Genomic DNA, 26,266 nt, shown 5'->3' with positions numbered 1-26,266 from the left:
ACGAACTCATTGATCGAGCCCGGCACGCGATTTGGCATGGGCTTCCTGGCGCGTCACCACACCATCCGTCACCAATCGGGACAGCGCCGCATCCAGTGTCTGCATGCCCAGGCCGCCGCCCGTCTGAATCGCCGAATACATCTGCGCGACCTTGCCTTCCCGAATCAGATTGCGGATCGCCGAGGTGGCCACGAGAATCTCGTGGGCCGCGACACGGCCACCGCCCTCGCGCTTGAGCAACGTCTGCGAGATCACCGCTTGCAGAGATTCCGACAGCATCGAACGCACCATGCCCTTCTCGTCACCGGGGAAGACATCGATGATCCGGTCGATGGTCTTGGCCGCCGAGGTGGTATGCAGGGTGCCGAACACCAGATGCCCGGTCTCGGCCGCCGTCAATGCAAGCCGAATGGTTTCCAGATCTCGCAGCTCGCCCACCAGGATGACATCCGGATCCTCGCGCAGCGCCGACCGTAGCGCTGGCGCGAAGCCTTTGGTATCGCGATGCACCTCTCGCTGGTTGATCAGGCAGCGCTTGCTCTCGTGCACGAATTCGATCGGGTCCTCGATCGTGAGGATGTGTTCCTGGCGATTGCTGTTGATGTAGTCGATCATCGCCGCCAGCGTCGTCGACTTGCCGCTGCCGGTCGGCCCCGTCACCAGTACCAGGCCGCGCGGCAGCATCGACAACCGGCGGAAGACATCCCCCAGGCCGAGATCGTCGAGCGTCATGACATTGCTGGGAATGGTACGGAAGACCGCGCCGGCGCCGCGCCCTTGCGTGAACGCATTGACACGAAAACGCGATACACCGGTGACTTCGAAAGAAAAGTCGGTTTCCAGCGCGGCTTCGAAGTCGCGGCGCTGTCGATCGTTCATGACGTCGTAGATCAGACGACGTACCTGGCCGTCGTCGAGCGCCGGCACGTTGAGACGACGCATGTCACCGTCGACCCGTATCATGGGAGGCAATCCCGCCGAAAGGTGCAGGTCGGAGGCGCCTTGCTTTGCCGAGAACGCCAGCAGTTCGGTAATATCCATGGGTTTTTATTCGATCCCCTGCGTAAGGTCTTCATACAGTATGCCAGAAGCCTCGGTGTCCGAGTCTCTCTCAAGCGCCCGCGAGCGCCTTCGAGCTGCGCTGTCCGCGGCCGATCGCCCGAACGACGCCGCCCGCCTGCTTGCTGTCAGCAAAACCAAACCTGCAGACATGCTGCGTCAGGCCTATATGGCCGGTCAACGCGCCTTCGGCGAGAACTATCTGCAGGAAGCGCTGGAAAAACAGCAGGCGCTGGCCGATCTCGACGACATCGAATGGCATTTCATCGGCGCATTGCAATCCAACAAGACTCGCGACGTGGCCGAGCATTTCAGCTGGGTGCATGGGGTCGACCGCGAGAAGATCGCGCGCCGGCTTTCCGAGCAGCGCCCTGCCGAACTGGGGGCCATCAATGTCTGTCTGCAGCTCAACGTCAGCGGCGAATCGAGCAAGTCGGGCGTCGACCTCGCTGCCCTGCCGGCACTCGCCGAGTCGCTGCTGTCGCTGCCCAACCTGCGCCTGCGCGGGCTGATGGCACTGCCTGCGCCCAGCGACGATCCGCAGCAGCAGCGCCACGCTTTTCGCCAGGTCGCCAGCGCGCTGGCCGAGTTGCAGCAGCGCTTCCCCGACGCGCCCCTGGACACGCTTTCGATGGGCATGAGCAACGATCTGGAAGCCGCCATCCTGGAGGGTGCCACCATCGTTCGCCTGGGTACCGCCATCTTCGGCAGCCGCCCTCCTTTCAGAAGCTGACAGAAGCTGACGGTATCGATGCCCGCCTCTTCCTAGACCGACAGGACTACTCTCAAGGACTCTGCCATGATCGACTCGCACCAGCCCAGCCGTATCGCCTTCATCGGCGCCGGCAACATGGCCAGCGCCATCTTCGGCGGCATGCTCGACAGCGGTTATCCCGCCGAGGCCATCGTCGCCACGTCGCGGAGTCAGGAAAAGCGCGACGCCATCAGTCAGCGCTACGGCATCCGCACGATGCAGGACAATCTGGCCGCGATCGAAGAGGCCGATGTCGTGGTGCTGGCGGTCAAGCCGCAGATGATGCGCGACCTCTGCCTGTCGCTACGCGAATCCGTCCAGGCGCGTCGCCCGCTCATCGTCTCGGTGGCGGCCGGGCTCGACGCCGCGACGCTGGATCGCTGGCTGGGCGGCGGCCTGGCCCTGATCCGCTGCATGCCCAACACGCCTTCGCTGGTCGGTGCGGGTGCCAGCGGCCTTTACGCCAACGATCGGGTCAGCGATGCTCAGCGCCGACTCGCCACCGAACTGCTGGAATCGGTAGGCCTGGTCGAATGGGTCGAGCAGGAAGCTCAGATCGAAGCCGTCACCGCCATTTCCGGCAGCGGCCCGGCCTACTTCTTCCTGTTCATGGAATCGCTGGAAGCAGCCGGCGTCGAACTGGGCCTGTCCGCCGAGAGCGCTCGCCGGCTGGCGTTGCAGACCGCCTTCGGCGCCGCCAAGATGGCGCGGGAGAGCGAATTCGATCCCGCCGAACTGCGCCGACGCGTCACATCCCCCAACGGCACCACCGAGCGTGCGATCCAGGCATTCGAGGAAGCGGGCCTGGCGGATATCGTGGGTCGCGCCACTCGAGCCTGCGCCGAACGCGCCCGCGAGCTGTCGCGTGAGCTGGCGGACAAGTAACTAGGAGAAAGTCATGGGCAGTAACCTCGGAAGCGCCGGCCTGATGCTGGTCAACACGCTGGTCAACATCTATCTGTTTGTGCTGATGCTGCGCTTTTTGCTGCAATTTTCGCAGGCGGACTACTACAACCCCATGAGCCAGGGGATCGTCAAGGCAACGCAGCCGGTCGTCGCGCCGGTCCAGAGGATTCTGCGTCCCGTCGGCCGTATCGATATCGCCACGCTGTTCGTCGGTTTTCTGCTCAAGGTCATCGTGATCATCGCCGTCTTCCAGATCGCCGGCTTCGGCATGCCCCCGCTTCAGGGCCTGCTGCTGGCGGGGATCGCCGGCGTGCTCAACGCGATTCTCAAGATCTACTTCTTCGCGCTGATCATCATGATCATCCTGAGCTGGGTGGCACCGCGCGCCAACCATCCGGGCGCGCTGCTGGTCATGCAGATCGTCGAGCCGATCATGGCGCCGGTGCGCCGCGTGATTCCGCCGCTGGGCATGATCGACCTGTCGCCGATCGTGGTGTTCATCGCCATCAATCTGCTCGACAGCGTCGTCGTAGGCTCGCTGGCGCGCGCTGCCGGCCTGCCGGGCGCCCTGGTCGGCTTCTAGCGCTCGCCCGCCGTTACCGCCGTCAGCGATACACTCGGCAATGATCCGGCCAGATACGTCCGGGTCATTGCCGGATCGCAGCTGGCGGCGTGCGGACGCACCGATAGCTATCGATCGTGAGTCCTGATCGTGAGTCCTGGTTGAACCTGGAGACTATTCCGTTTCATGTCCGCTTCCTTCCCCGCCGACTCCGTCGGTCTGGTCACACCGCAGATCGCGACGTTCGAGTCGCCGCTGGCCCTGGCCTGCGGCAAGACGCTCGAACGCTTCGAGCTGGTCTACGAGACCTACGGCACACTCAATGCCGACCGCAGCAATGCGGTTCTGATCTGTCATGCGCTCTCCGGCCACCATCATGCGGCGGGGTACCACACCGTCGACGAGCGCAAACCCGGCTGGTGGGACGCCTATATCGGCCCCGGCAAGGTGATCGACACCGATCGCTTCTTCGTCGTCTCGCTCAACAACCTGGGCGGCTGCCACGGCAGCACCGGCCCCGCCAGCATCAACCCGCAGACCGGCCATCAGTGGGGGCCCACGTTTCCGGTCATGACAGTGGCAGACTGGGTCCACAGCCAGGCGCGCCTGGCCGACCAGCTCGGCATCGAGCGCTTCGCTGCGGTCGTCGGCGGCAGTCTGGGCGGCATGCAGGCGCTGCAATGGACGATCGCGTACCCGGAGCGCGTCGCCAACGCCGCGGTCATCGCGGCCACGCCAAGGCTGTCGGCGCAGAACATCGCCTTCAACGAAGTGGCGCGACAGGCGATCCGTTCGGACCCGGATTTCCATGACGGCTGGTATGCGGACCACGATGCGATTCCCAAGCTCGGCCTGAAACTGGCCAGGATGATCGGCCATATCACCTATCTGTCGGAGCATTCGATGGGGTCGCGGTTCGGCCGCGACCTGCGCAGCGATCAACTGAATTTCGGCTACGACGTGGAGTTCCAGGTGGAGTCCTACCTGCGTCATCAGGGCGATACCTTTTCGACCCGCTTCGATGCCAACACGTATCTGCTGATGACCAAGGCGCTGGATTACTTCGACCCTGCCGGGCAGCACGATGGCGACCTGGCGGCAGCGCTGGCGCCGGCGACGTGCCCGTTCCTGGTCGTCAGCTTCACCACCGACTGGCGCTTCGCGCCGGCGCGCTCGCGGGAACTGGTCAACGCCCTGCTGCGAGCGGGCAAGGCGGTCAGCTACGTCAATGTGGACTCGCCCCACGGCCATGATGCGTTCCTGCTACCCAACGACCAGTACGAAGCGGTTTTCGGCAGCTACATGCGGCGTGTCCACGCCGACATCACCGGGGAGACAGCCTGATGCGTGCGGATCTTCAACTGATCTACGACTGGGTTCCCAGCAACGCTCACGTTCTCGATCTGGGGTGCGGTGACGGCACGCTGCTGGCGGCGCTGGCTCGCCACAAGAACGTTACCGGCTATGGGCTGGAGATCGACCCCGACGGCATCGCCGCCTGCCTGGGCAAGGGCGTCAGCGTGCTCGAACAGAACCTCGATGACGGCCTGGGCAACTTCGTCGACGATGCCTGCGATCTGGTGATCATGACCCAGGCGCTACAGGTACTGCGTCGACCGGACACCATGCTCGACCAGATGCTGCGGGTCGCCCCGGAGTGCATCATCGCCTTCCCCAACTTCGCCTACTGGAAGCATCGTTTGCACCTGACCTTCCGCGGTCGCATGCCGGTTTCGCGCTCCTTGCCGCACGCCTGGTACGACACGCCCAACATCCACCTGTCGACGTTTCAGGACTTCGCCAGTCTGTGCCGCGACAAGGGCGTCACCATCGTCGACGAAGCGGTCGGCAGCGCCGACCACGAGGGCCACTGGACATCGCGGCTCTGGCCCAATCTGTTCGGCGAAACGGCGATCTTCCGTGTCCGCCGCGGACGTTAGCGCGATTCGACCTCGCTCCCGGGCCAGCATCGCTCCAGGTCCACGTTCAACCGGCGGTCCAGCGTCATCGCGCCGGGTCGCCCTTCGGCCCATGTCACCCGGCAGCCATAAGCCAGCACCTCCACCCCGCGGGCGGCCACCGCTCGCAGCGCTTGCGCATAGGCCGGATCGAGATGCGCCGCCGGTGCCACATCGTCGATGCCCGTGTGTGCCGCGCAGAACAGCAGGACGCCACGGTGCCCCTGGTCGACCAGTTCGGCGAGCACCTCGAGATGACGCCGGCCCCGCTCGCTGATCGAGTCGGGGAAATAGCCATGGCCGTCGTTCTCCTTGAGCGTGACCTGCTTGACCTCGACGAAAGTGTCGCGCGCATTCGCATCCCGCAACCGGAAATCGAGCCTGGCACCCTCGACGCCGACCTCCCGCTTGAGCTCGTCAAAGCCCGCCAGCTCCGGAATGATCTCGTCGTGCAGCGCTTCTTCCACTAGCGCATTGGTCCGCCCCGTATGTACCGACGCCCACTCGACGCCGCCCTTGCCATCGGGCAGCTCGATCAATTCCCAGGTCCAGCCCAGCTTGCGGGCAGGATTGGTGCTCTCGGAAAGCCATACGCGACAGCCCGGCACGTTGACGGCTCGCATGGAGCCCGTATTGGGGCAGTGCGCCACGACCTCCTCGCGCCCCTCCTCGAGTTCGATATCGGCCAGGAATCGCTTGTAGCGTCGCAACAGGACGCCAGGGACGAGAGCGGGATAGCGCATACGGTGTCGATCCAGAAAGCATGAGGCTCGGAAGAGCCGGTTCATCAAAGGGGCGGGGCGCTGCCGGCGCATACCGGAGAGCACGGCTCGACTCCCGAATTTCCGGCCGGGGATGAGAAAAATAAAGCGTCCATTTGGTTGCAAATTGGCCGCTTTTTCGCTAAATAAGCATGGCTTCGGGCAGTGGCAGACGCTGCCCCGGCCGATTCTCGGCCAGATCAAACGCGTCACGACACTTGCGTAACGAGGCAGCCCCCATGCCAGTAGCGGAAAAGAAAACGGAAGCGCCTAGCCAATTCACCCCGTACCAGCCGGCGCCGGGTGAAGAGTATATGAATGAAAAGCAACTTGCGCATTTCCGTGAGATCCTCCTGGGCTGGAAACAGGATCTGATGGAAGAAGTCGACCGTACGGTTCGCCACTTGCAGGAAGAGGCCAACAACTTCGCCGACCCTGCCGATCGCGCCACGCAGGAAGAGGGTTTCAGCCTGGAACTGCGTACCCGTGATCGCGAACGCAAGCTGCTCAAGAAGATCAACGAAACGATCGAGAAGATCGACGAAGACGATTACGGTTTCTGCGAAGCCTGTGGCGTCGAGATCGGCATCCGCCGTCTCGAAGCGCGCCCCACCGCCACCCTGTGCGTCGACTGCAAGACTCTGGCCGAGCTCAAGGAGAAGCAGCTCGGCGGCTGAGCAGCCGTTCCGGACGCAGTCCCATACGACGGGCACCCTCATCGGTGCCCGTTTTGTTTTTCCCCTCTGGATATCGATTGTCGCTGACATCCATGATCTCCCCCCAACGCTACATCGGACGCTTCGCTCCCACGCCCTCGGGGCCACTGCACCTGGGTTCGCTGGTCGCCGCCCTGGGTAGCTGGCTCGACGCCCGGGCTGTCGGCGGCCGCTGGCTGCTGCGAATCGAGGACATCGATCCGCCACGCTGCCCGCCCGGCACCGACGACATCATTCGCCGCCAACTGGAAGCATTCGGCCTGACGTGGGACGGCGAAGTCCGCTACCAGAGCGATCGTGGCGAGGCGTACCAGGCGGCGCTGGATCGGCTGGTCGCCGACGGCATGGCGTATCCGTGTGGCTGTTCGCGCCGGGAGTGGCAGGATTACGGCCACTATCCGGGCTGGTGTCGCCAGGGTCCACGGCATCCCGAACGCCCGCAGGCCTGGCGACTGCGCACCGACAAGGGCATTCAACCGGTGATCTGGCAGGACCGGCTGTTCGGCTACCAGTGCCACGACCCGACGCTTCAGGGCGACGTGGTCATCAAGCGCAAGGATGGCCTCTGGGCCTATCAGCTCGCCGTGGTGGTCGATGATGCGGATCAGGGCATTACCGATATCGTTCGCGGCTACGATCTGCTCGACAATACTCCCTGGCAGCGTCAGCTTCAGACGGCACTGGCGTATCCGGAACCACGGTATTTGCACCTGCCGCTGATTCTGGGAGAGGACGGCCAGAAACTCTCCAAGCAGAATCTTGCGACCGCCATCCCCCATCAGCCCGAGCTGGCCCCTCCGCTGCTTCACCGGGCGCTACAGCTGCTGGACCAGCAGCCGCCATCCGAGCTGCGCGAGGCGCCGGTTTCCCAGCAACTGGCACATGCCTGCCAACACTGGGCGCCCGAGAGGCTGTCAGCAAGGCCGACCCGCGACTATCGCTGATCCAGGCGGCTTTTCATGTCTCCATCGCAACCGACGTCCTCGCTCCAGACCGCTGAAAGCCACTTCACCCTTCGATTGAAGACTATTGTCTAAGCGAAAATCGCGCCGTTTTGCGCCACCCTGTCGCCATTGCGCCGTGGGGGGATGCACCACAAATAGGCATGATCGGTCTCGGATGCCCTTTCATGAATCATCGGACCCGTCATGACCCGGCTCACCCCATGGCATTGGCACAACCGGATGAATTCAAGTTATTGATATCAATAAGAAAAATACGGAGTGGCACGGCAAGTGCAGTAACTAAGACAAGAAAAACAACAGCGGATGACGATCGGCCCCAACAACGACAACCGTCGATCGAGATTCCCGAAGTGCCCATAACAACGACAATATGGCACTCGAACTAGGAAGGCAGATCGCCACTGGCTCAACAACAACAAGATCAGCCAAGTGCGAACGAGAACACGAACAATAACAATCGTTCTCGAGCCGACGCAAAATCAGGACGCGACGCTCTTCATCGACGGGGCAACAACAACAAGCCTCCCCGTGATCCGAAGACTTCTCGGAACAACAACAAGAACCGAGAAAGGGCATTGCCTGTCGTGGTTGGATTATTGTTTTGAATACGAGGTGGTCGCTACACAGCAAGGCTGACAACGACAAGCCAGTGACTGCACTATCGTTCAGCGACTGTGGTGCGTATTCAAGGCGATGCGCCATCACGAACAAGAAGAAGCGGCATGGACGTTGCGAAGTATCTTAAGGGGAGGCCCATCGGGCCTCCCCTTTTACTATCTACTATCGTCCGTTCCGTGGCGACCTACTGTCGCCTGCTCCATGACCACCTTGGCGACGTAAAGCCGGCAGCCTGGGCAAAGACGCGGACCTCGCTGCCTTTGCAAGCCTTCCGGGCTCCGCTACACTGGAGTTTTGCTACCTTGCGAGTCGATTTCGCCGCATGTTCAAAGGATTTTCCCGTTTTCTCCAGCGTCCCGGTGAACGTTTGAAGACGCTCTTCGGCCCGGAATCCGCGTCAGCGACCGAAGACACTACGCCCACCCGACAAGTCCTGCCTCGCGACGAACACAATGTCTCGCGCCAGAACCTCAGCGAGAGCGCGCTCAAGGTGCTTTACCGGCTCAACGGCGCCGGTTACGACGCCTACCTGGTCGGCGGCTGCATTCGCGACTCGCTGCTCGGCAACCGCCCCAAGGATTTCGACGTCGCCACCAATGCCACGCCGGACGAAGTGCGCCAGCTGTTTCGCAACTCGCGCATCATCGGCCGGCGGTTTCGTATCGTTCATGTGCGTTTCGGCCGCGAAGTCATCGAAGTCACCACCTTCCGCGGCCGCCACGGCGAAGAGCATACCGGCAACCTTAGCCAGCAGTCGGATGAAGGTCTGCTGCTACGCGACAACGTCTGGGGTAGCGTCGAAGAGGACGCGATTCGTCGCGACTTCACCGTCAATGCGCTCTATTACAGCGTCACCGACTTTGCCATTCACGACTGGACCGGCGGCCTTCAGGATCTGGAAGACCGCGTACTCCGGCTGATCGGTGACCCGGAGACGCGCTATCGTGAAGATCCGGTACGCATGCTGCGAGCCGCGCGCTTTGCCGCCAAGCTCGATTTCCGCATTGCCGAAGAGACCGAAGCGCCGATTCGCGAGCTGGCGCCGCTGCTTTTGCAGATCCCCCCGGCAAGATTGTTCGAGGAAGTGCTCAAGCTGTTCCTCTCCGGCCATGCGGTGCAGAGTTTCCGGGTGCTGCGCGAACACGGCCTGTTCGCCATGCTGTTCCCGGAAAGCGACGAGGTTCTCGAGGAGCATCCCTGGGCGGTCAAGCTCATCGAGCAGGCGCTGGCCAATACCGATGCCCGTATCGCTCAGGAGCGCCCGGTAACACCCGCCTTCCTGTTCGGCGCCCTGCTGTGGCCCTGCGTACAGCAACGCACCCTGCGTGTCGCCCACGAGCAGGACCTGCCGGCAGTCCCGGCCCAGCAGGCCGCCGCGCAACAGGTCATCAGCCGCCAGTTGCAGCACACCTCCATCCCCAAGCGCTTCAGCATGCCGATGCGCGATATCTGGGATCTCCAACAACAGTTGCCCCGCCGCCGGGGCCGTCGAGTCTTCCAGACGCTGGAGCATCCCCGCTTCCGCGCCGCTTACGACTTCCTCCTGCTGCGAGAGGAAGCCGGCGAACTGGCGCCGGGGCTCGGTGAATGGTGGACCGAATTCCAGCAGGCCGACGAAGAGGGTCAGCGCCAGCTGCTGGCGAATACCGATGGCGGCAATCCGGCCGGACCGACCCCCAAGCCACGCCGACGCCGTCCGCGCAAACGCCGGCGCCCGACCAACAAGCCGACACCACCGACGCTGGATGATTGAGCGCGAGCATCATGCCCTGGCCTACATCGGCCTGGGCAGCAACCTCGAAGCGCCACGGGATCAGCTCGAGCGAGCGCTCTCGGCCTTGGCGTCGCTGCCCTTGAGCGAATGCGTCGCGCACTCCTCCCTTTACGCCAGCGCCCCCATCGGTCCTCAGGATCAGCCGGACTTCATCAACGCCGTTGCCGCCATCCGTACCCGGCTTTCACCGCTGGCGCTGCTCGATCAGCTCCAGGCGCTCGAACAGCGTCATCGACGGATACGCGAGCGCCATTGGGGGCCGCGTACGCTGGACCTGGATCTCCTCTGGTACGCGGGCTTACAGCGAAACACGCCACGCCTGACGCTTCCTCACCCCGAAATGTCGCGTCGCCGGTTCGTGCTCGAGCCTCTCGCCGAAATCGCCCCGACGCTATCTCTCGATGGCGAAACGCCGCTGGCGCTTGCCGCACGCCTCACGGACCAGACGCTGCATCGGTTGAACGACTGAATCCAACGTCATGGGCCTCACCTGCCGCCAACGTCGTGTTGCGTCTTGTCGACAACCCATTACACTCTGCTCCGCATTGCCATTGCGGGGGCGCCATGTCGCCGCCCATCCCTACCACTGCGACATGGACGCTCTGTCAGCGAGCGGGACTAGTCGTTCTTGGGAGTAGAGAGCATGAAGCGCGTTACCCTCGATACGCTGCGCGACTGCAAGGCTCGTGGTGAAGCCTTCAGTTGCCTGACCGCCTACGACGCCACCCTGGCACACTGTGCCGATACCGCCGGGATCGATGTACTGCTGGTCGGCGATTCGCTGGGCATGGTGCTACAAGGCCATGCCAGTACCCTGCCGGTGACGCTCGAGGACATTCGTTATCACACGGCGTGTGTGGCGCGGGGCAAGCAGCGAAGCCTTTTGATGGTCGACCTGCCGTTCATGAGCAACGCCAATATCGGCCAGTTGCTGCGTGATGCCGGCGAACTGATGCGCGCCGGCGCCGAGTTGATCAAGATCGAGGGCGAGGCGTGGATGGCCGAAGGCATTCGCGAACTCTCCCGTCGCGGCGTGCCGGTCTGCGCCCATCTCGGCCTGACGCCGCAGAGCGTTCATCAGCTCGGCGGCTTCAAGGTGCAAGGCAAGGCAGCCGACGATGCCGAACGTATCGTCGCGGACGCGCGCCAGCTGGTGGAAGCCGGCGCCGCCGTCATCCTGCTCGAATGCGTGCCCCGGGCCGTGGGGCGTGCAGTGCGCGAGGCCGTCGGCGTGCCCGTCATCGGCATCGGTGCCGGGCCGGACGTCGATGGCCAGATTCTGGTCATGCACGACACCCTGGGGCTCAACAGCGGCTACGTGCCTCGCTTCGTCAAGAACTTCCTGGCGGGCCAGGAGAGCATCGAAGCCGCGTTCCGCGCTTATGACGAAGCAGTCAAGTCCCGCCGTTTCCCGGCCGAGGAGCACTGTTTCTGATGCAGACGCTGCACGATATTGCGCCGCTGCGCGAGCAGCTGCAGGAGCACCGCATGGCGGGGCGATCCGTCGCGCTGGTACCGACCATGGGCAATCTGCACGAAGGCCATCTGACGCTGGTGGACCGGGCACGATCGCTGGCCGATGTCGTGGTCGCCACGCTGTTCGTCAATCCGCTACAGTTCGGAGCCGGCGAGGATTTCGGCCAGTACCCGCGCACGCTCGACCGTGACCGCGAGCTGCTGACGGCGCGCGGCTGCGACCTGCTGTTCGCCCCCGCCGTCGAGACGCTCTACCCCAACGGGCTGGAAACGCAGACCCAGGTTCACGTGCCCGATGTCTCCGAGGGGCTTTGCGGCGGCACCCGTATCGGTCACTTCGATGGCGTCGCCACGGTGGTTTCCCTGCTGTTTCATCTCGTCCAGCCCGATATCGCCTGTTTCGGCGAGAAGGACTTCCAGCAGTTAGCGGTGATCCGCAAGCTGGTCGCCGATCTGCACTTCCCGATCGAGATCGTCGGCGTCCCCACCGTTCGTGCCGAAGATGGCCTCGCGCTCTCCTCCCGCAACGGCTATCTCTCCTCTAGCGACCGGGCATTGGCACCCACCTTCTACCGAACGCTGTCACGCTGTGGCGACGCGCTGGCCCGGGGCCAGTCGCCCGCTGCCGCCCTGGCGGAAGCCGGGCAAGCGCTGCAGGAGGCCGGCTTTCGGCTCGACTACCTGGAGCTCAGGGGGCCATCGCTGGCGCCGTTCGACGCTGCCAGGCATGACGAAGGCCGGCTGCTGGGCGCGGTCCATCTCGGCTCGACACGCCTGATCGACAACCTCGCCGTCACGCTTCCCTCCCCTGAAGCCGGCGCGCGCCATGGCTGATATGCACTGGCGGCCGGCCTTGCCGACGGACCTGACGCCCATCGCCGAATGGGTCGAGTCATCGAAGGCTCTCGAACGCTGGGCCGGACCCGGCCTGTCGTGGCCGACGGACGGCCCCACGCTGTGGCGGGAAATCGATGGCGGCGGCCTGCCTTCGTTCTGCCTCGTCGCGGAACGCGAGCCGGTCGCCTTCGGCCAGCTCGTCATCAAGGGCGAGCGCCGCTACCATCTGGCCCGCATCATCGTCTCGCCAGCCCATCGGCGCCGCGGGCTGGGCGAATCACTCTGTCGCCGGCTGCTGGCGGAAGCACGGCAGCGTCGCGCCGAGCACGTCACGCTCAATGTCTTCACCGACAACCAGCCCGCGATCGATCTCTATCATCGCCTGGGCTTCGTCGAACAGGGCGCGGTCGATACGCGTGGCATTCAGCCCATGCAGCTGAGACAATTTGTCACGGATGTCGACAATACCGATCTTTAAGGTCTGTTGACGTTTCATGCACGGCCGCGCCGGAGCCAGTTTTTGTGCGGGGCAAGACATGAGGAGAGTAGTTTGGCCATTTCAAATGAACGACGAATAACGCAGCACCGTGCAAAAACTGGCCCGGCCCTTCGGGTTGCGCGGCAAATGGCGTCATGCGGCGTTACGGGATTGGAAAAGGGAACCACCCTTCTCTGCATCCCGTATCTGGCCTGGCGCCATTTGGCGCAGCAACGCGGTTCGCGCTGAAACGTCAACAGACCCTAGCCCCTGCAGCGTTCAGGTGACGCCGCCGGCACGACAGTGAAAGAGACCCGATGAACCAATTGAGACCGGACCCCTTCTCTCCGTATCAGTTCTACACGGCCGAGCAGTGGGCCGAATTTCGCGCCGACACGCCACAGACGCTTTCCGCCGAGGAACTGCAGCGGCTGCGTTCGCTCAACGATCCGATCGATCTGGGCGAAGTCCGGCGGATCTACCTGTCGCTGTCGCGCCTGCTCTCTTCCTACGTCGAAGCCAGCCAGCGACTCTACGCCCAGCGCAAGCGCTTTCTGGACATCGACGACACTCAGAAGACGCCGTTCATCATCGGCATCGCCGGTTCCGTCGCCGTGGGCAAGTCCACCACGTCGCGCATTCTCAAGGAGCTGCTGGCGCGCTGGCCTTCCAGCCCCAAGGTCGACCTGGTCACGACCGACGGCTTTCTCTACCCCAACGCCGTACTGCGCGACAAGGAACTGATGGCGCGCAAGGGCTTTCCCGAGAGTTACGATATCGGCGCCCTGCTGCGCTTTCTCTCCTGGATCAAGGCGGGAGCCCGCAACGTCCAGGCGCCGCTCTATTCGCACCTGACCTATGACGTGCGCGAGCACGAATACCAGACGGTCGACCGCCCCGACATCCTGATCGTCGAGGGGATCAATGTGCTGCAGGTTCGCGATCTCCCGGAAGACGGCAAGATGGTGCCGTTCGTGTCGGACTTCTTCGATTTCTCGATCTATATCGATGCCGAGGAGAACCATATTCACGCCTGGTACCTGGAACGCTTCAAGCTGCTGCGACAGACCGCCTTCCAGAACACCGACTCGTTCTTTCACCGCTATGCCCAGATCGAGGAAGCGGAAGCGCTCGAGATCGCCGAAGGGCTATGGCGGGACATCAACCGTCGCAACCTGCGCGAGAACGTTCTCCCCACGCGCCCCCGCGCCGATCTGATCCTGCGCAAGGGTCACGATCATCTGGTGGAACAGGTCGCGTTGCGCAAGCTGTAAACGCTTCGATCGAGGGCCGGCTGGCTGCCGCCTCATGGCCGGCCCTATCGAATCGAAACACCGTTTTGTTATTTTGTGTAAATTCAGCGAACTTTTTTCCTCCTTATCCTTCCCATAGTGCGTCTTGGGAGTTCATGGCAAGGATGAGTAGGGATGCTGATTTCGGTACAGGCGCTACGAGCTCTGGCGGCGTGGATCGTCGTGTTTCACCACTTCATGCAGGTGTTTTTCGGCTTCGAGGCCGACAACTGGGTCGAGTACCTGTTCTCCACCCGCGGTCAGGTGGGTGTGGATATCTTCTTCGTCATCAGCGGTTTCGTCATCTACGTCTCGAGTCGCGGCAAACGGCTGACGATGCCGCAGTTTCTGCTGCATCGCGTCGTCCGCATCGTTCCCGCCTACTGGCTCTATACTGCCATTACCGCGCTGGTCATCTACTTCGCCAGCGACGTCATGCCCGAGTATGGCCTGGGCCTGAAGCAGTTGCTGCTGTCGCTGTTCTTCATCCCGACGGAAAACCCCGCCGGCTACGGCTACTACCCCATTCTGCCGGTGGGCTGGACGCTCAATTTCGAGATGCTGTTCTATGTCGTCTTCGCCGCCTCGCTGGTACTCAAGCGCCAATGGCGGCTGTGGGCCGTGGTGCTGGCCATCGTGGTCATCAACACGCTATTCGCGCATCAACCGTTCATCAGCAACTTCTATACCGATCCGATCATCTTCCAGTTCCTGCTCGGGCTGGGGATCGGCGCCGTCTACTCGCGCTACGGCATTCCCGGCGGGCGCTGGTGGCCGATCGCGCTGGCGCTCGCCAGCACCGCGACGATTCTCTGCTACAACGATCCTGCCGGGGCTACGCGGTTCTTCGCCTGGGGCCTGCCGAGCGCACTGCTGGTGATCGCCTTCATCGGGCTGGAATCCCGCATCGGTGACAACCGCATCTTCAAGGTGATGGGAGACTGGTCCTACTCGACGTACCTGCTGCACGTGATCGTGCTGTGGTCGGGCAACTATGTGCTGACCGAACAGTTCGGGCTCAGCCCCTATCTGGCGCTGGCAATCTGTCTGCCCGTCATCGCGATCTGTTCCTGGCTGAGCTACGAGTTCGTGGAGAAGGCATTCTCGCGACAGCTCAAGCGTCATCTGCCCACGTTACGTCCTCGAACCGTTACGGCATGAGCGCAGCATAAAAAAACGCCCGGCCTGCGTGATGCAGGCCGGGCGTTTCGGTTAGCGCCGAAGAATTACTCTTCGATCGCGAGCGACGCTTCGAAGGCAGCCTTCTCTTCCGGCGTGATCTCCTTGATCGACAGCTTCACGCGATTGCGGTTGTCGATATCGAGCACCTTGACGGTCACTTCCTGGCCTTCGCTCAGATACTCCTTCACGTCATTGACGCGCTCCGGCACGATCTGGGAGATGTGCACCAGACCGTCGGTACCCGGCATGAAGTTGACGAAGGCACCGAAGTCGGCCAGACGCACCACCTTGCCGCGGTAGAGCTTGCCGATTTCGGCTTCGGCGGTGATCCCGAGCACAGTGTCGATGGCGCGCTTGGCCGCGGCACGGTCTTCGGCGTAGATGCGCACGGTGCCGTCGTCGTCGATATCGATCGAGGCGCCGGTCTCTTCGCAGATACCACGAATCGTTGCACCGCCCTTGCCGATGACGTCGCGAATCTTGTCCGGCGAGATCTTGATCGTCTGCATCGCCGGCGCGTGGTCGGAAACCTCGCTACGGCTCTGTGCGATCACGGCATTCATCTTGTCGAGGATCCCGATACGAGCCTGGTGCGCCTGCTGCAGCGCCGTCTCCATGATCTCTTCGTTGATGCCTTCGATCTTGATGTCCATCTGCAGCGCGGTCACGCCGTTGGCGGAACCGGCCACCTTGAAGTCCATGTCGCCGAGGTGATCTTCGTCGCCCAGGATATCGGTCAGCACGGCGAAGCCATCGTCGTCCTTGACCAGGCCCATGGCGATACCGGCCACCGGCGCCTTGATCGGCACACCGGCATCCATCAGCGCCAGCGAGGAACCGCACACGGAAGCCATCGAGCTGGAACCGTTGGACTCGGTGATCTCGGAGACGACACGAATGGTGTAGGGGAAGTCCGCTTCGCTCGGCAGCATCGCCTGGATACCGCGTCGGGCCAGACGGCCATGACCGATCTCGCGACGCTTGGGACCGCCCATGAAGCCGGCTTCGCCCACGCTGTACGGCGGGAAGTTGTAGTGCAGCAGGAAGCGATCCTTGCGCTCGCCTTCCAGCGACTCGATCAACTGGGCATCGCGCAGCGTACCCAGCGTGGCAACGACGATGGCCTGGGTTTCGCCGCGGGTGAACAGCGCCGAACCGTGGGTGCGCGGCAGCACGCCGACGTTGATGTCCAGCGGGCGCACGGTCTTGTGATCGCGACCGTCGATACGCGGCTCGCCGGCAATGACGCGACGACGCACGGTGTGCTTCTCGAGGCTGGCCAGCGCACCGCTGACTTCATCGGCGCTGAACTGCGGCGCGTCGCCACTGGCCAGCTGCTCGATCGCCTTGGCGCGAATCTCGGCCAGCGCATCCTGGCGCGCCATCTTGTCGGTGATGCGATAGGCCTCGCCCACGGCGGACTCGAAGCTGCCGGCGACGGCTTCCTTGAGCGCCACGTTGGCGGCGGCCGGCTGCCAGTCCCACTTCGGCTTGCCGGCTTCACTGACCAGAGACTTGATCGCGTCGATCGCGACCTGCATTTCCTGATGCGCGTAGAGCACCGCGCCCAGCATCTCGTCTTCGGTCAACTCCTGGGCTTCGGACTCGACCATCAGCACGGCCTTGTCGGTACCCGCCACGACCATGTTGAGTTCGGAAGTGTCCAGTTCCTCGACCGTGGGGTTGAGGAAATAGCCACGTGATTCCGTGAAGCCGACACGCGCCGCACCGATGGGACCGCTGAACGGCAGGCCGGAGATCGCCAGCGCCGCGGAGGTGCCGATCATCGCGGCGATGTCGGGGTCCTGGTTACGATCGGCGGAGAGCACGGTGCAGATGACCTGCACTTCGTTCATGAAACCTTTCGGAAACAGCGGGCGGATCGGCCGGTCGATCAGACGCGAGGTCAGCGTCTCTTTCTCGGTCGGACGCCCTTCGCGCTTGAAGAAGCCACCCGGGATCTTGCCCACGGAGTAGGTCTTCTCCTGGTAGTGCACGGAGAGCGGGAAAAAATCCTGGCCGGGCTTGAGATCCTTGCGGCCGACCACGGTACACAACACCACAGTGTCGTCCATGGTGACCAGCACAGCGCCGGTGGCTTGGCGCGCAACGCGCCCGGTTTCTAGGGTGACGGTACTCGAACCGTACTGGAACGTGGTCTGAACCGGATTCACGGGCTTTCCTTGACTTGTCGAATTCATTGGGGTCGTTTGACTCGGCGCTCATTCTAGGCGTTCGTGAAGGATAGAGCTACCAGTGGCCAATCTTGGTCTCCTGTCGGCCGGTGCCGGAAAGCGCCGTCTTACAAACGCAAGAACCCCTGCCCTGAGGGCAGAGGTTCTTGTTCTGGGCGACCGGGCCATCGACGACGGCCCGGCCTTGCCGGCGACGACTTACGCTTCGCGCTTGCCGTCGACCAGGCGCCGCAGTTTCAGCGGGTTGTCATGCTTGATCGCTTCCGGCAGCAGCGCGTCCGGCAGATCCTGATAGCAGACCGGGCGCAGGAAGCGGAAGATCGCCGCGGTGCCCACGGATGTCGTGCGAGAATCGGAAGTCGCCGGGAACGGCCCGCCGTGAACCATGGCATCGCACACTTCCACCCCGGTCGGCCAGCCGTTGACCATGATACGGCCCGCCTTGCGCTCGAGGATCGGCAGCAGTGCCCTGGCGGCATCCAGATCGGCATCGTCCATCTGCAGCGTGGCGGTCAACTGGCCTTCCAGATGCTCGGCCACCTGCTTGAGTTCGGCCGCGTCGGCGCATTCCACGACCAGCGACGTCGAACCGAAGACTTCTTCCTGCAGCGCATCGCTGCTCAGGAAGTCCTGGGCTGAAGCCAGGAACAGGCCGGTCTGGCACTGGTTGGGGCCTTCGCCCTTCTGGCCGCGCGCCACTTCCTTCGCCTTGCCACTGCCTGCCAGGGTACTGACGCCATTTTCGTAGGCATCGAAGATACCCGGCGTGAGCATGGTCTGCGCAGCGCTGCCCTTGACCGCCTCGCTGGCAGCGTTGACGAAGGCATCAAGCTCCGGGCCCTTGATCGCGATCACCAGCCCGGGATTGGTGCAGAACTGGCCGGCGCCCATGTTGAGCGAAGCGACGAACGCCTTGCCCATCTCCTCGCCCCGCGCCTTCAGCGCTGCCGGCAGCGGGAAGACCGGATTGATGGAGCTCATTTCGGCGTAGAACGGAATCGGCTCGGGACGCGACTGCGCCGCCTTCCACAGCGCCAGGCCGCCACTGCGCGAACCGGTGAAGCCGGCCGCCTTGATACGCGGATCGGTGACCAGCGCGGTGCCGACTTCGCGACCGGAGCCGTACATCAGCGAGAACACGCCTTCCGGCAGGCCGCACTTCTTGACCGCCGCCTGAATGGCGCGACCCACCAGCTCGCTAGTGCCCGGATGCGCGCCGTGCGCCTTGACGATCACCGGGCAGCCGGCGGCCAGCGCCGATGCGGTATCGCCACCGGCGACGGAGAACGCCAGCGGGAAGTTGCTGGCACCGAACACCACGACCGGGCCCAGCGCGATGTGGCGCTGACGCAGGTCGACCCGCGGCATCGGCTGGCGGTCCGGCAGCGCCGGGTCGATACGGACATCGAGCCACTCGCCGGCGCGCACGGTCTTGGCGAACAGGCGCAACTGGCCGCAGGTACGGCCCCGCTCGCCCTGGATACGACCCTGCGGCAGGCCGGACTCGGCCACGGCACGCTCGATCAGGTCATCACCGATCGCTTCGATCTCGTCGGCAACGGTTTCCAGAAACGTGGCGCGCTCCTCCAGCGAGGTTTCGCGATAGCTGTCGAAGGCGCTCCACGCCAGTTCGCAGGCGCGATCGACTTCGGTCTGAGTGCCACCGGGATAGCTCGGATCCAAGCGCTCGTTGGTCGCCGGATTGATCGCCTGGATCGGATCGCGACTACCCTTGACGGCCTGCTGACCGATCAGCATTTCACCTGTCAGATTCATGTTGCCTCCTGCAGTGATGGTGGATACTCATTCATCTTCCGGCATTAGGCCGGATGCAACTTGTCTTTCACCCGCTTTGGCATCGTGTCTCGACATCGTGACCGAGCGGGATCGTTCCCGCCGAGCAATCCTGACTACATGCGTCCACCGCACGGCCATTTCAACGTACCAGCGCCGGACGCTTGGGATCGAACTGCCAGCCATCGATCAGATACTGCATTGCCATCGCATCGTTGCGACCACCGGCCGGCAGGCTGCGATAGAGTGCGTTGGCCTGCTCGATCTGTTCCATGTCGACCTCGATACCCAGCCCGGGAGCGTCGGTCACCGCGACCTTGCCATCGACGATCTGCGGCGACTCGCGCGTCAGGCGGGCATCGCCCTCCTGCCAGATCCAGTGGGTATCCAGTGCGGTGGTGCGGCCGACGGCCGCCGCCCCGACCTGGGCGAACATCGCCAGCGAGATATCGAAGTGATTGTTGGAGTGCGAGCCCCAGGTCATGCCATGGTCCTGGCACAGCTGGGAGACACGCACCGCGCCGGAAAGCGTCCAGAAGTGCGGATCGGCCAGCGGAATGTCGACCGAACGCAGCATCAGTGCATGAGCCATCTCGCGCCAGTTGGTGGCCACCATGTTGGTGGCGACCGGCAATCCGGTGGCATGGCGGAACTCGGCCAGGATCTCGCGACCGGAGAAGCCCTGCTCCGCCCCGCAAGGATCCTCGGCATAGGCGATGACGCCGTGCAGGTTCTTGCAAAGGCGGATCGCCTCCTTCAACGACCACGCGCCGTTGGGATCGATCGTCACTCGCGCCTCGGGAAACGCATTGTGCAACGCCGTGACCGCTTCGATTTCCTGCTCGCCCGGCAGCGCGCCGCCCTTGAGCTTGAAATCCCTGAAACCGTAGCGATCGTGGGCCGCCTCGGCCAGCTCGACGATACGCTGCGGCGTCATTGCCGCTTCGTCGCGCAGGCGGTACCAGTCGTGGCTGGCGTCCTCGGTTCCGCGACGCTCAGTACCACGACGATAGCCCAGCGGGGTGGCGTGACCATCGCCGATGAAGAACAGATAGCCCAGCACCTCGACGCTATCGCGCTGCTTGCCGTCGCCCAGCAACTCGGCCACCGGCACGTCGAGGAACTTGCCAAACAGATCGAGCAGAGCGGCTTCGAGCGCCGCCACCGCATTGACACGCAGCTCGAAGGTCCAGGAACCCTTGCCGAAATCCTCGAAATCGGCGCCACGACCGGCGGAGTGCAGCGATGCCACCATCGAGCGCAGCTTGCCGATGGGCTGGCCGATCACCAGTGGGCGCGCCTGCTCCAGAGAGCGCTGGATCGTCTCGCCACCCGGCGCTTCGCCCACGCCGACATTACCGGCACTGTCTTCGAGGAGGATCAGGTTGCGGGTGAAGTAAGGCGAATGTGCACCACCGATATTGAGCAACATGCTGTCGCGACCGGCGACCGGAATGACCTGCATATCGGTGATGGTAGGCGTGCCATGACTCGGCATTGAAATCCTCCGTCGGCAATACGGGCGCGCGCTGCACAGTCGAGGCCCAGCGCCCAGAGATAACCAGGGCGGTCTCGAGACCGCCCCGTCTTGTCAATCAGCGCATCAATCGGCTCAGAGCGCGTTGGCTTTTTCGATCAACTGCTTGAGCGTGGCCCGCTCTTTCTCGTTGGGCATGGTCAGCGGCGCACGCACGTCGCCACCCGGATAACCGACCAGGTCGGCACCGGCCTTGATCAGACTGACGGCATAGCCTTTCTGGGTATCGCGCATAGTGACGAACGGAATGAAGAACTCGCGAGTCGCCTGACGCACGAACTCGCTGTTGCCCTTGCGCAGCTCCTTGTAGAACTTCACGGCCATGTCCGGCACGAAGTTGAACACCGCGGAAGAATAGGTGCTGACGCCAATGGCCAGATAGGCTTCGGCAATGATCTCGGCCGTCGGCACGCCACCAACGTAGGCGAGGCGATCGCCCAGCGTCTTGATGATGATGTTGAGCGCCTGCATGTCGCCCTTGCCGTCTTTCAGGCCGACCAAGTTCGGGCAGCGATCGGCCAATGCCTGAACGGCATTGACGGTGAGATAGCCGTTGGCACGGTTGTAGTAGATCACGTTGAGGTCGGTGGAATCGCAGACGCTGGCGGCGTACTCGACGATGCCGGATTCCGGGCACTCGGTCAGGTACGGCGGCATCAGCAGAATGCCATCGGCGCCCGCTTCTTGGGCGGCCTTGGCGTGCGCCTTGGCGAGTTCGGCACTCTGGCCGGCGCTGGCGATGACCGGCACATGCCCACCGATGGTTTCCACGGCGACTTTGACGATTTCGCGGTATTCATCGATGGTGATGTTGAAGAATTCGCCAGTGCCGCCAGCCACGAAAAGGGCGGAAACTTCATACTCCTTCAGCCACAGCAGGCGGCGACGGTAGCTTTCGACATCGAACTTGCCGTTGGCATCGAAATCAGTCACCGGAAACGACAGCAAACCGTCAGTGATAGAGGCAACGACCGCTTGTTTGGAAAAATTCACCTAGCTTCCCCTCATCGTGGATTAACGTCAATCTGCCATGCAATCGTTCGACCGCTTGATCTAACCGGGCAAACAGAAAGAGGACAATATTCTAATTGCAATGTTGTCATACATCATACTGGTAGCGCCGTTAGACCTTAGCAGCATTCGTGTGGCAACCGCCCTACAGCCACGAGCCTCTAGATGACGCCCGTCTGCTGGGTGAGTTTCCGGCAGCTTCCAGGGGCCGAGCCTGAATGCAGACGAGCCCGAAAAGCCGCAGTGGCGTGCCAGCCACGCCACTGCGGTATGCTGATCGACACCCTCTTTTGCCGGGATCTTTGCCGATGTCTAACGCTTCCGACCGCACGCCTGTCCGACCGCCGCTGAACGAGATCGTCACCTGGGACGCGACCAGGCTATCGCGGCACATCCATGATCGATCGGTCTCCTGTCGCGAGGTCATGACCGCCTACCTCGATCATATCGACGCCGTGAACCCTATCGTCAACGCCATCATCTCCCGCCGCGAGCGCGCCCCGTTGCTCGCCGAGGCCGAGCTCGCCGATCGCGAACTCGCTGCGGGGCAGTCGTGCGGCTGGATGCATGGCTTCCCGCAGGCGATCAAGGATCTCTCCGACGCCCAAGGCTTCCCGACGACCCAGGGTTCGCCACTGTTCTCCGGCCAGATCGCCCAGCAGGACAGCCTGATGAGCGAGCGCATGCGTGCAGCCGGCGCGATCTTCATCGGCAAGACCAATACGCCGGAATTCGGCCTGGGCTCGCAATCCTACAACCCGGTATTCGGCGCCACTCGCAACGCCTTCGATCCTTCGCGCACCGCCGGCGGCTCCAGCGGTGGCGCGGCGGCAGCGCTCGCCATGCGGATGCTGCCGGTCGCCGACGGCAGCGACATGATGGGCTCGTTGCGAAACCCCGCCGCCTTCAATCACGTGATCGGCTTTCGCCCTTCGTTCGGCCGCGTGCCCGGTCTCGTCGCCGACCCGTTCGGTCAACAGCTCGCCACCAACGGCCCGATGGGGCGAACCGTCGAAGACGTGGCCCGCCTGCTCGACACGCAGTCCGGCTTCGATCCACGCGTCCCGCTCTCGCTGGGGGAGCCGCTGATTCCCGACGGCAGCAGCGTCTCCGGCGCTCTCGACCGCGACGTTCACGGGTTGCGGATCGGCTGGCTCGGCGACTGGCGGGGGCATCTGGCGATGGAAGCGGGCGTGCTCTCGCAATGCAGAGCGGCGCTGGACCGCTTCGCCCCGCTGGGCTGCGAGGTGGAAGCGATCGATCTGCCCTTCGACGCCGAGATGCTGTGGGAGAGCTGGACGACGCTGCGCCACTGGGCCGTCGCCGGCAACCTGGGGGCGCTCTACGTCGCCCCCGCCACCCGAGAGCACTTGAAGCCGGAAGCGCAGTGGGAGGTCGAACGCGGTCTGGCGCTCTCGGCGCAGGATATCCACGTGGCCAACGTCCAGCGTGGCGATGCCTACCGAGCCTGGAGCGCGCTGTTCGAGCGCTTCGACTACCTGGCCATGCCCAGCGCCCAGGTCTTTCCGTTCGATGTGGAGACGCACTGGCCGCGCGAGATCGCCGGGCGCACGATGGATACCTATCACCGCTGGATGGAAGTCGTGATTCCCGCCTCGATGCTCGGCGCTCCGACGATCAGCCTGCCGGCCGGACTCAACGACGCCGGCCTGCCGATGGGCTTTCAACTGATCGGCCGGCCCCGGGACGACTGGGGCGTGCTACAACTGGCGCGCGCCTTCGAGGCGGCCAGTGGCGATCTGGCGAGATTGCCGCCGACGCTGGGCGAATAGCCGGTCACGGGCAAAAAAAGAGGCGACGGGATTCCGTCGCCTCTATCCTTTCATTCGAACGTCTTCTTTTCTTTCATTCGGACGTCTTCGACTCATTCCAACATCTTCGATCCCACTGCTTCGATGCATCCAAACGGCGTCGATACCCGGGCGGCCCGCCGAGCCAACGCCGGTTTGCTAGAACACGAACGCCAACAGCAGGTTGAATACCAGCGCGGCGATGAAGCCGAGCGGTGCGGCACGGAACAGCAGCTTGGGCAGCAGGCCCGAGCGCGCTTCGTCCGTCGGGCAGGAGCCGAGGATCAGGCTGCCCCCGGAAGAGAACGGCGAGATCGAGGTGGCCTGCGCGCCGACGACGATAGCGATGAAGATGATCATCGGATCGATCGAGAGCGTACCGGCCAGCGACGGCACCAGCGGGAACAGTGCCGGCGTGACCACCCCCAGCGTGCTCGCGAACAGCGACATGAATGCGGCAGCGATGCCGAACGCCACGGGGATCAGGACTGGCGGAATGTTGGTGCCGATCCAGGAGCCGAGCAGATCGATGGTGCCGGCCTCGATCGCCACCGAGATCAGCATGCCGACACCGCAGATCATGATGATCGTGCTCCACGGCAGCGAAGCGATCGCCTTGCGCTCGTCGCCCAGCTTCATCAGCAGCGCGATGACCGAGAACACGCTGGCGATCAGGCCGATATCCACCTTGGAATCGATGAGTGCGACGACGCCATTGTCGGGCAGCATCAGGCTGGCGATCGGCGGCAACAGCACGGTAGCCATCATCAGCAGGGTCAGGATCAGGGTGGCGCGCTGGTCGCGATCGAGCGGGCCGGGGCGCTCGATGTGCGCCAGCGATACCATCGCCGCGCCCCGCTTGCGGCTGAACAGGATCAGGCCAGCGAGAACGACGATCGGCACGATCATGGTGCTGGCAAAGATGCCGAAGCTGTTGATGAACGCCTGGTCGTCGGAAATGCCGGAATTGGTCATCAGCGTGCGGAAGATGATGCCGCTCTGGCTGGAGACGAAGTTGGCACCCGCCAATGCGCCGTAGTTGACCGCCATGGCGCCGACGATCAGGTTGAGCCGGGTGCGCTCACACAGCAGCAGCGTGATCGGCGCCATGAACGCCAGCACGGTGTAATAGCCGGCCCCCAGTGCGGAGATCACCACCGCCGCCAGGAAGATGGCAAAGGGCAGCAGGTGCGGAAAGTGCCGACAGCGATACATCAGATGCTCGGCCAGCTTCTCCAGCGTGCCGTTGACGATCGCGAAGCTGTAGAACAGGCACACCGAAAAAATGATGAAGAAGATCTTCAGCGGCCACATGACGACCACTTCCTTGGGGCTCAAGCCCAACCCGAAGCAGCCGATCAGATAGGCGAAGGCAATCGCGAACAGACCGATATTGATCCTGGTGCGATATCCCAGAACGATGGAAACGACGATCGCTCCCACCACCAGAAGACTCATCATGACGTTGTTCCCCGTAGCGCTTGTCTTTATGGGTTTTCAATCGATCCCTTTCGAGGATCCCTTACTCGACGAAACCTGGCCGACTGACCTTCAGACAGCCCGGTCGATCCCGAACAGCCTGGCCGGGTTATCGATCAGCACCTTCCGGCGTTCGGCGGCGTCCGGCAGCAGCGTTTCCATCAGCGAAAACTGGGCGTCGTAGTCGGTCTGGGCTTCGAACCGCGTGTGCGGCCAGTCGCTTCCCCACACCAGCCGATCGTCATGGCCATAGGCATCGAGCAGACGATCGATCGAGCGCCGAGCCTGAGCCAGCGTCGAGCGGCTGCGATAGGTCGCCGACAACTTGACCCAGACCGCCTCGCTCGGCAGCAGCGACAGCAGCGCCCGGTGATCCGAATCGGTCGGATCGATCTCGCCGTCGGGCAAGCCGAAATGGTCGATCACCACCGCCACGCCGGATTGCAGAATCTGCGGCAGGATCTCGCCCAGATCTTCCATGCCCCGCTGGATCTCCACCGACCAGCCGCGCCGTGCCACCTTGGCGAACAACGTCCACCAGGACGCGCTACGATAGTCTTCCAGCGGCTGCCCGATCAGGTTGAGCCGAATGCCGACCACACCCGCCTCGGCCAGTTCGTCCAGCGTCTCCTCGGTCACGTCACGCGCCACCACTGCCGTGCCACGCAGACGCTGCGGAAAACGACGCAGGGCATCGACCAGATGTTGATTGTCGGTACCCAGAAAGCTCGGCTGCACCAGCACGCCATGAGAAAGGCCGCAATGATCGAGATGCGCCAGATACTGCTCGACGGTCGCGTCATAATCCGGGCTGTAGCGGCGATTGCCGGCCAGCGCCAGCCCCTGGTGAAAGATATGCGCATGCGTATCGACGCCGGTCAGCGCGACGGAAGCGAGTTGCGTCATGAGTGGCCCTTGGTGAATGACATGAACACGTGACGGCGAACGTAACGTTCGACCCCAACGAAAGATCTATTCATATAGTTGAATAGCGACGAGCGCAAGCATACACCGCATCGGACGCATTCTTCCGGGTTACGACTAAAGATGAAAACAAAGGTGATACATTTGTCTGGAACATCGTGGAGGGAACATTCATGA

Annotated in this window: 23 protein-coding genes; 15 read left to right on the top strand and 8 right to left on the bottom strand. The window is 63.3% G+C overall.

Translation table 11 applies throughout. The features are described 5' to 3' along the window. Window positions 1–6: 6 nt before the first annotated feature. Complete coding sequence (locus R5R73_RS00785) at window positions 7–1,041, bottom strand: type IV pilus twitching motility protein PilT (protein WP_071232316.1); 1,035 nt, start codon at window positions 1,039–1,041, stop codon at window positions 7–9. A 40-nt stretch (window positions 1,042–1,081) separates the two neighbouring features. On the opposite strand from R5R73_RS00785, the gene R5R73_RS00780 reads away from it, so the two are divergent. The 5 genes from R5R73_RS00780 to metW all read left to right on the top strand — a co-directional run bounded on the left by R5R73_RS00780 (window position 1,082) and on the right by metW (window position 5,221). Then, window positions 1,082–1,792 carry a YggS family pyridoxal phosphate-dependent enzyme gene (locus R5R73_RS00780; RefSeq protein WP_071232317.1) on the top strand — a complete coding sequence of 237 codons (711 nt, stop codon included), beginning with the start codon at window positions 1,082–1,084 and terminating at the stop codon, window positions 1,790–1,792. Window positions 1,793–1,858: 66 nt separating this feature from the next. Beyond that, window positions 1,859–2,698, top strand: coding sequence for a pyrroline-5-carboxylate reductase (gene proC / locus R5R73_RS00775; protein ID WP_322528495.1), 840 nt, complete (start codon window positions 1,859–1,861; stop codon window positions 2,696–2,698). 13 nt (window positions 2,699–2,711) lie between these two features. Then, window positions 2,712–3,302 (top strand): YggT family protein, encoded by a 591-nt coding sequence (locus R5R73_RS00770; protein WP_071232319.1) that lies wholly within the window; start codon window positions 2,712–2,714, stop codon window positions 3,300–3,302. A 165-nt stretch (window positions 3,303–3,467) separates the two neighbouring features. Continuing rightward, a complete protein-coding gene (metX, locus tag R5R73_RS00765; protein WP_322528494.1) occupies window positions 3,468–4,625 on the top strand; it encodes a homoserine O-succinyltransferase MetX in 1,158 nt (385 codons plus the stop codon). Next, complete coding sequence (metW, locus tag R5R73_RS00760) at window positions 4,625–5,221, top strand: methionine biosynthesis protein MetW (protein WP_110636089.1); 597 nt, start codon at window positions 4,625–4,627, stop codon at window positions 5,219–5,221. Before metX ends, metW begins: the two co-directional genes overlap by 1 nt. Here the strand turns inward: metW and sfsA are convergent. Further along, window positions 5,218–5,982, bottom strand: a complete 765-nt coding sequence (gene sfsA, locus R5R73_RS00755) for a DNA/RNA nuclease SfsA (protein ID WP_071232322.1) — start codon at window positions 5,980–5,982, stop codon at window positions 5,218–5,220. The two genes, metW and sfsA, sit on opposite strands and share 4 nt — an antisense overlap. A gap of 257 nt (window positions 5,983–6,239) precedes the next feature. Between sfsA and dksA the strand changes: the two genes are divergently transcribed. The 9 genes from dksA (at window position 6,240) to R5R73_RS00710 (ending at window position 15,317) form a co-directional block, all read left to right on the top strand. Further along, entirely contained in the window at window positions 6,240–6,677 is a 438-nt protein-coding gene (gene dksA / locus R5R73_RS00750) for an RNA polymerase-binding protein DksA (RefSeq protein WP_071232323.1), read from the top strand. Between the two features lie 92 nt (window positions 6,678–6,769). Next, window positions 6,770–7,660: a tRNA glutamyl-Q(34) synthetase GluQRS gene (gene gluQRS / locus R5R73_RS00745; protein WP_110636105.1), complete on the top strand. Its 891-nt coding sequence runs from the start codon at window positions 6,770–6,772 to the stop codon at window positions 7,658–7,660. 961 nt (window positions 7,661–8,621) lie between these two features. Then, entirely contained in the window at window positions 8,622–10,052 is a 1,431-nt protein-coding gene (pcnB, locus tag R5R73_RS00740) for a polynucleotide adenylyltransferase PcnB (protein WP_276233067.1), read from the top strand. Then, window positions 10,045–10,542 carry a 2-amino-4-hydroxy-6-hydroxymethyldihydropteridine diphosphokinase gene (gene folK / locus R5R73_RS00735; protein ID WP_110636083.1) on the top strand — a complete coding sequence of 166 codons (498 nt, stop codon included), beginning with the start codon at window positions 10,045–10,047 and terminating at the stop codon, window positions 10,540–10,542. Before pcnB ends, folK begins: the two co-directional genes overlap by 8 nt. A gap of 174 nt (window positions 10,543–10,716) precedes the next feature. Continuing rightward, window positions 10,717–11,508 (top strand): 3-methyl-2-oxobutanoate hydroxymethyltransferase, encoded by a 792-nt coding sequence (gene panB / locus R5R73_RS00730; protein WP_322528493.1) that lies wholly within the window; start codon window positions 10,717–10,719, stop codon window positions 11,506–11,508. Continuing rightward, window positions 11,508–12,383 carry a pantoate--beta-alanine ligase gene (gene panC / locus R5R73_RS00725; RefSeq protein ID WP_322528492.1) on the top strand — a complete coding sequence of 292 codons (876 nt, stop codon included), beginning with the start codon at window positions 11,508–11,510 and terminating at the stop codon, window positions 12,381–12,383. Before panB ends, panC begins: the two co-directional genes overlap by 1 nt. Further along, window positions 12,376–12,864: a GNAT family N-acetyltransferase gene (locus R5R73_RS00720; RefSeq protein WP_322528491.1), complete on the top strand. Its 489-nt coding sequence runs from the start codon at window positions 12,376–12,378 to the stop codon at window positions 12,862–12,864. Before panC ends, R5R73_RS00720 begins: the two co-directional genes overlap by 8 nt. Window positions 12,865–13,181: 317 nt before the next feature. Further along, entirely contained in the window at window positions 13,182–14,138 is a 957-nt protein-coding gene (gene coaA / locus R5R73_RS00715; RefSeq protein ID WP_322528490.1) for a type I pantothenate kinase, read from the top strand. A gap of 153 nt (window positions 14,139–14,291) precedes the next feature. Continuing rightward, window positions 14,292–15,317 (top strand): acyltransferase family protein, encoded by a 1,026-nt coding sequence (locus tag R5R73_RS00710; RefSeq protein ID WP_071232330.1) that lies wholly within the window; start codon window positions 14,292–14,294, stop codon window positions 15,315–15,317. Window positions 15,318–15,382: 65 nt separating this feature from the next. On the opposite strand, the gene pnp is transcribed toward R5R73_RS00710, so the two are convergent. The 4 genes from pnp to kdgD all read right to left on the bottom strand — a co-directional run bounded on the left by pnp (window position 15,383) and on the right by kdgD (window position 21,857). Then, complete coding sequence (gene pnp, locus R5R73_RS00705) at window positions 15,383–17,512, bottom strand: polyribonucleotide nucleotidyltransferase (RefSeq protein ID WP_322528489.1); 2,130 nt, start codon at window positions 17,510–17,512, stop codon at window positions 15,383–15,385. A 219-nt stretch (window positions 17,513–17,731) separates the two neighbouring features. After that, complete coding sequence (locus R5R73_RS00700; RefSeq protein WP_071232332.1) at window positions 17,732–19,309, bottom strand: aldehyde dehydrogenase (NADP(+)); 1,578 nt, start codon at window positions 19,307–19,309, stop codon at window positions 17,732–17,734. Between the two features lie 160 nt (window positions 19,310–19,469). Then, window positions 19,470–20,825, bottom strand: coding sequence for an enolase C-terminal domain-like protein (locus R5R73_RS00695; RefSeq protein ID WP_322528488.1), 1,356 nt, complete (start codon window positions 20,823–20,825; stop codon window positions 19,470–19,472). Window positions 20,826–20,939: 114 nt separating this feature from the next. Continuing rightward, on the bottom strand, window positions 20,940–21,857 hold the full coding sequence (gene kdgD / locus R5R73_RS00690; RefSeq protein ID WP_322528487.1) for a 5-dehydro-4-deoxyglucarate dehydratase: 918 nt from the start codon (window positions 21,855–21,857) through the stop codon (window positions 20,940–20,942). Between the two features lie 326 nt (window positions 21,858–22,183). On the opposite strand from kdgD, the gene R5R73_RS00685 reads away from it, so the two are divergent. Next, complete coding sequence (locus R5R73_RS00685) at window positions 22,184–23,668, top strand: amidase (protein ID WP_322528486.1); 1,485 nt, start codon at window positions 22,184–22,186, stop codon at window positions 23,666–23,668. Between the two features lie 177 nt (window positions 23,669–23,845). On the opposite strand, the gene R5R73_RS00680 is transcribed toward R5R73_RS00685, so the two are convergent. Together R5R73_RS00680 and R5R73_RS00675 are read right to left on the bottom strand one after the other, a co-directional pair. Continuing rightward, window positions 23,846–25,147: an SLC13 family permease gene (locus R5R73_RS00680; RefSeq protein WP_322528485.1), complete on the bottom strand. Its 1,302-nt coding sequence runs from the start codon at window positions 25,145–25,147 to the stop codon at window positions 23,846–23,848. Window positions 25,148–25,237: 90 nt separating this feature from the next. Next, window positions 25,238–26,071, bottom strand: a complete 834-nt coding sequence (locus R5R73_RS00675) for an amidohydrolase family protein (RefSeq protein WP_322528484.1) — start codon at window positions 26,069–26,071, stop codon at window positions 25,238–25,240. Window positions 26,072–26,266 lie beyond the last annotated feature (195 nt).

Origin of the sequence: Salinicola sp. LHM, from assembly GCF_034479735.1 — a bacterium.
GTDB lineage: Bacteria > Pseudomonadota > Gammaproteobacteria > Pseudomonadales > Halomonadaceae > Salinicola > Salinicola salarius.
Note: the sequence above shows the minus strand (reverse complement) of the source record. Positions and strands in the feature narration are given on the sequence as shown.

What these genes read in the sequence shown, in the direction of transcription:
- R5R73_RS00785 (WP_071232316.1), bottom strand. Translation starts at nt 1,041, where the DNA reads ATGGATATTACCGAACTGCTGGCGTTCTCGGCAAAGCAAGGCGCCTCC.
- R5R73_RS00780 (WP_071232317.1), top strand. Translation starts at nt 1,082, where the DNA reads ATGCCAGAAGCCTCGGTGTCCGAGTCTCTCTCAAGCGCCCGCGAGCGC.
- proC (WP_322528495.1), top strand. Translation starts at nt 1,859, where the DNA reads ATGATCGACTCGCACCAGCCCAGCCGTATCGCCTTCATCGGCGCCGGC.
- R5R73_RS00770 (WP_071232319.1), top strand. Translation starts at nt 2,712, where the DNA reads ATGGGCAGTAACCTCGGAAGCGCCGGCCTGATGCTGGTCAACACGCTG.
- metX (WP_322528494.1), top strand. Translation starts at nt 3,468, where the DNA reads ATGTCCGCTTCCTTCCCCGCCGACTCCGTCGGTCTGGTCACACCGCAG.
- metW (WP_110636089.1), top strand. Translation starts at nt 4,625, where the DNA reads ATGCGTGCGGATCTTCAACTGATCTACGACTGGGTTCCCAGCAACGCT.
- sfsA (WP_071232322.1), bottom strand. Translation starts at nt 5,982, where the DNA reads ATGCGCTATCCCGCTCTCGTCCCTGGCGTCCTGTTGCGACGCTACAAG.
- dksA (WP_071232323.1), top strand. Translation starts at nt 6,240, where the DNA reads ATGCCAGTAGCGGAAAAGAAAACGGAAGCGCCTAGCCAATTCACCCCG.
- gluQRS (WP_110636105.1), top strand. Translation starts at nt 6,770, where the DNA reads ATGATCTCCCCCCAACGCTACATCGGACGCTTCGCTCCCACGCCCTCG.
- pcnB (WP_276233067.1), top strand. Translation starts at nt 8,622, where the DNA reads ATGTTCAAAGGATTTTCCCGTTTTCTCCAGCGTCCCGGTGAACGTTTG.
- folK (WP_110636083.1), top strand. Translation starts at nt 10,045, where the DNA reads ATGATTGAGCGCGAGCATCATGCCCTGGCCTACATCGGCCTGGGCAGC.
- panB (WP_322528493.1), top strand. Translation starts at nt 10,717, where the DNA reads ATGAAGCGCGTTACCCTCGATACGCTGCGCGACTGCAAGGCTCGTGGT.
- panC (WP_322528492.1), top strand. Translation starts at nt 11,508, where the DNA reads ATGCAGACGCTGCACGATATTGCGCCGCTGCGCGAGCAGCTGCAGGAG.
- R5R73_RS00720 (WP_322528491.1), top strand. Translation starts at nt 12,376, where the DNA reads ATGGCTGATATGCACTGGCGGCCGGCCTTGCCGACGGACCTGACGCCC.
- coaA (WP_322528490.1), top strand. Translation starts at nt 13,182, where the DNA reads ATGAACCAATTGAGACCGGACCCCTTCTCTCCGTATCAGTTCTACACG.
- R5R73_RS00710 (WP_071232330.1), top strand. Translation starts at nt 14,292, where the DNA reads ATGCTGATTTCGGTACAGGCGCTACGAGCTCTGGCGGCGTGGATCGTC.
- R5R73_RS00700 (WP_071232332.1), bottom strand. Translation starts at nt 19,309, where the DNA reads ATGAATCTGACAGGTGAAATGCTGATCGGTCAGCAGGCCGTCAAGGGT.
- R5R73_RS00695 (WP_322528488.1), bottom strand. Translation starts at nt 20,825, where the DNA reads ATGCCGAGTCATGGCACGCCTACCATCACCGATATGCAGGTCATTCCG.
- R5R73_RS00685 (WP_322528486.1), top strand. Translation starts at nt 22,184, where the DNA reads ATGTCTAACGCTTCCGACCGCACGCCTGTCCGACCGCCGCTGAACGAG.
- R5R73_RS00680 (WP_322528485.1), bottom strand. Translation starts at nt 25,147, where the DNA reads ATGATGAGTCTTCTGGTGGTGGGAGCGATCGTCGTTTCCATCGTTCTG.
- R5R73_RS00675 (WP_322528484.1), bottom strand. Translation starts at nt 26,071, where the DNA reads ATGACGCAACTCGCTTCCGTCGCGCTGACCGGCGTCGATACGCATGCG.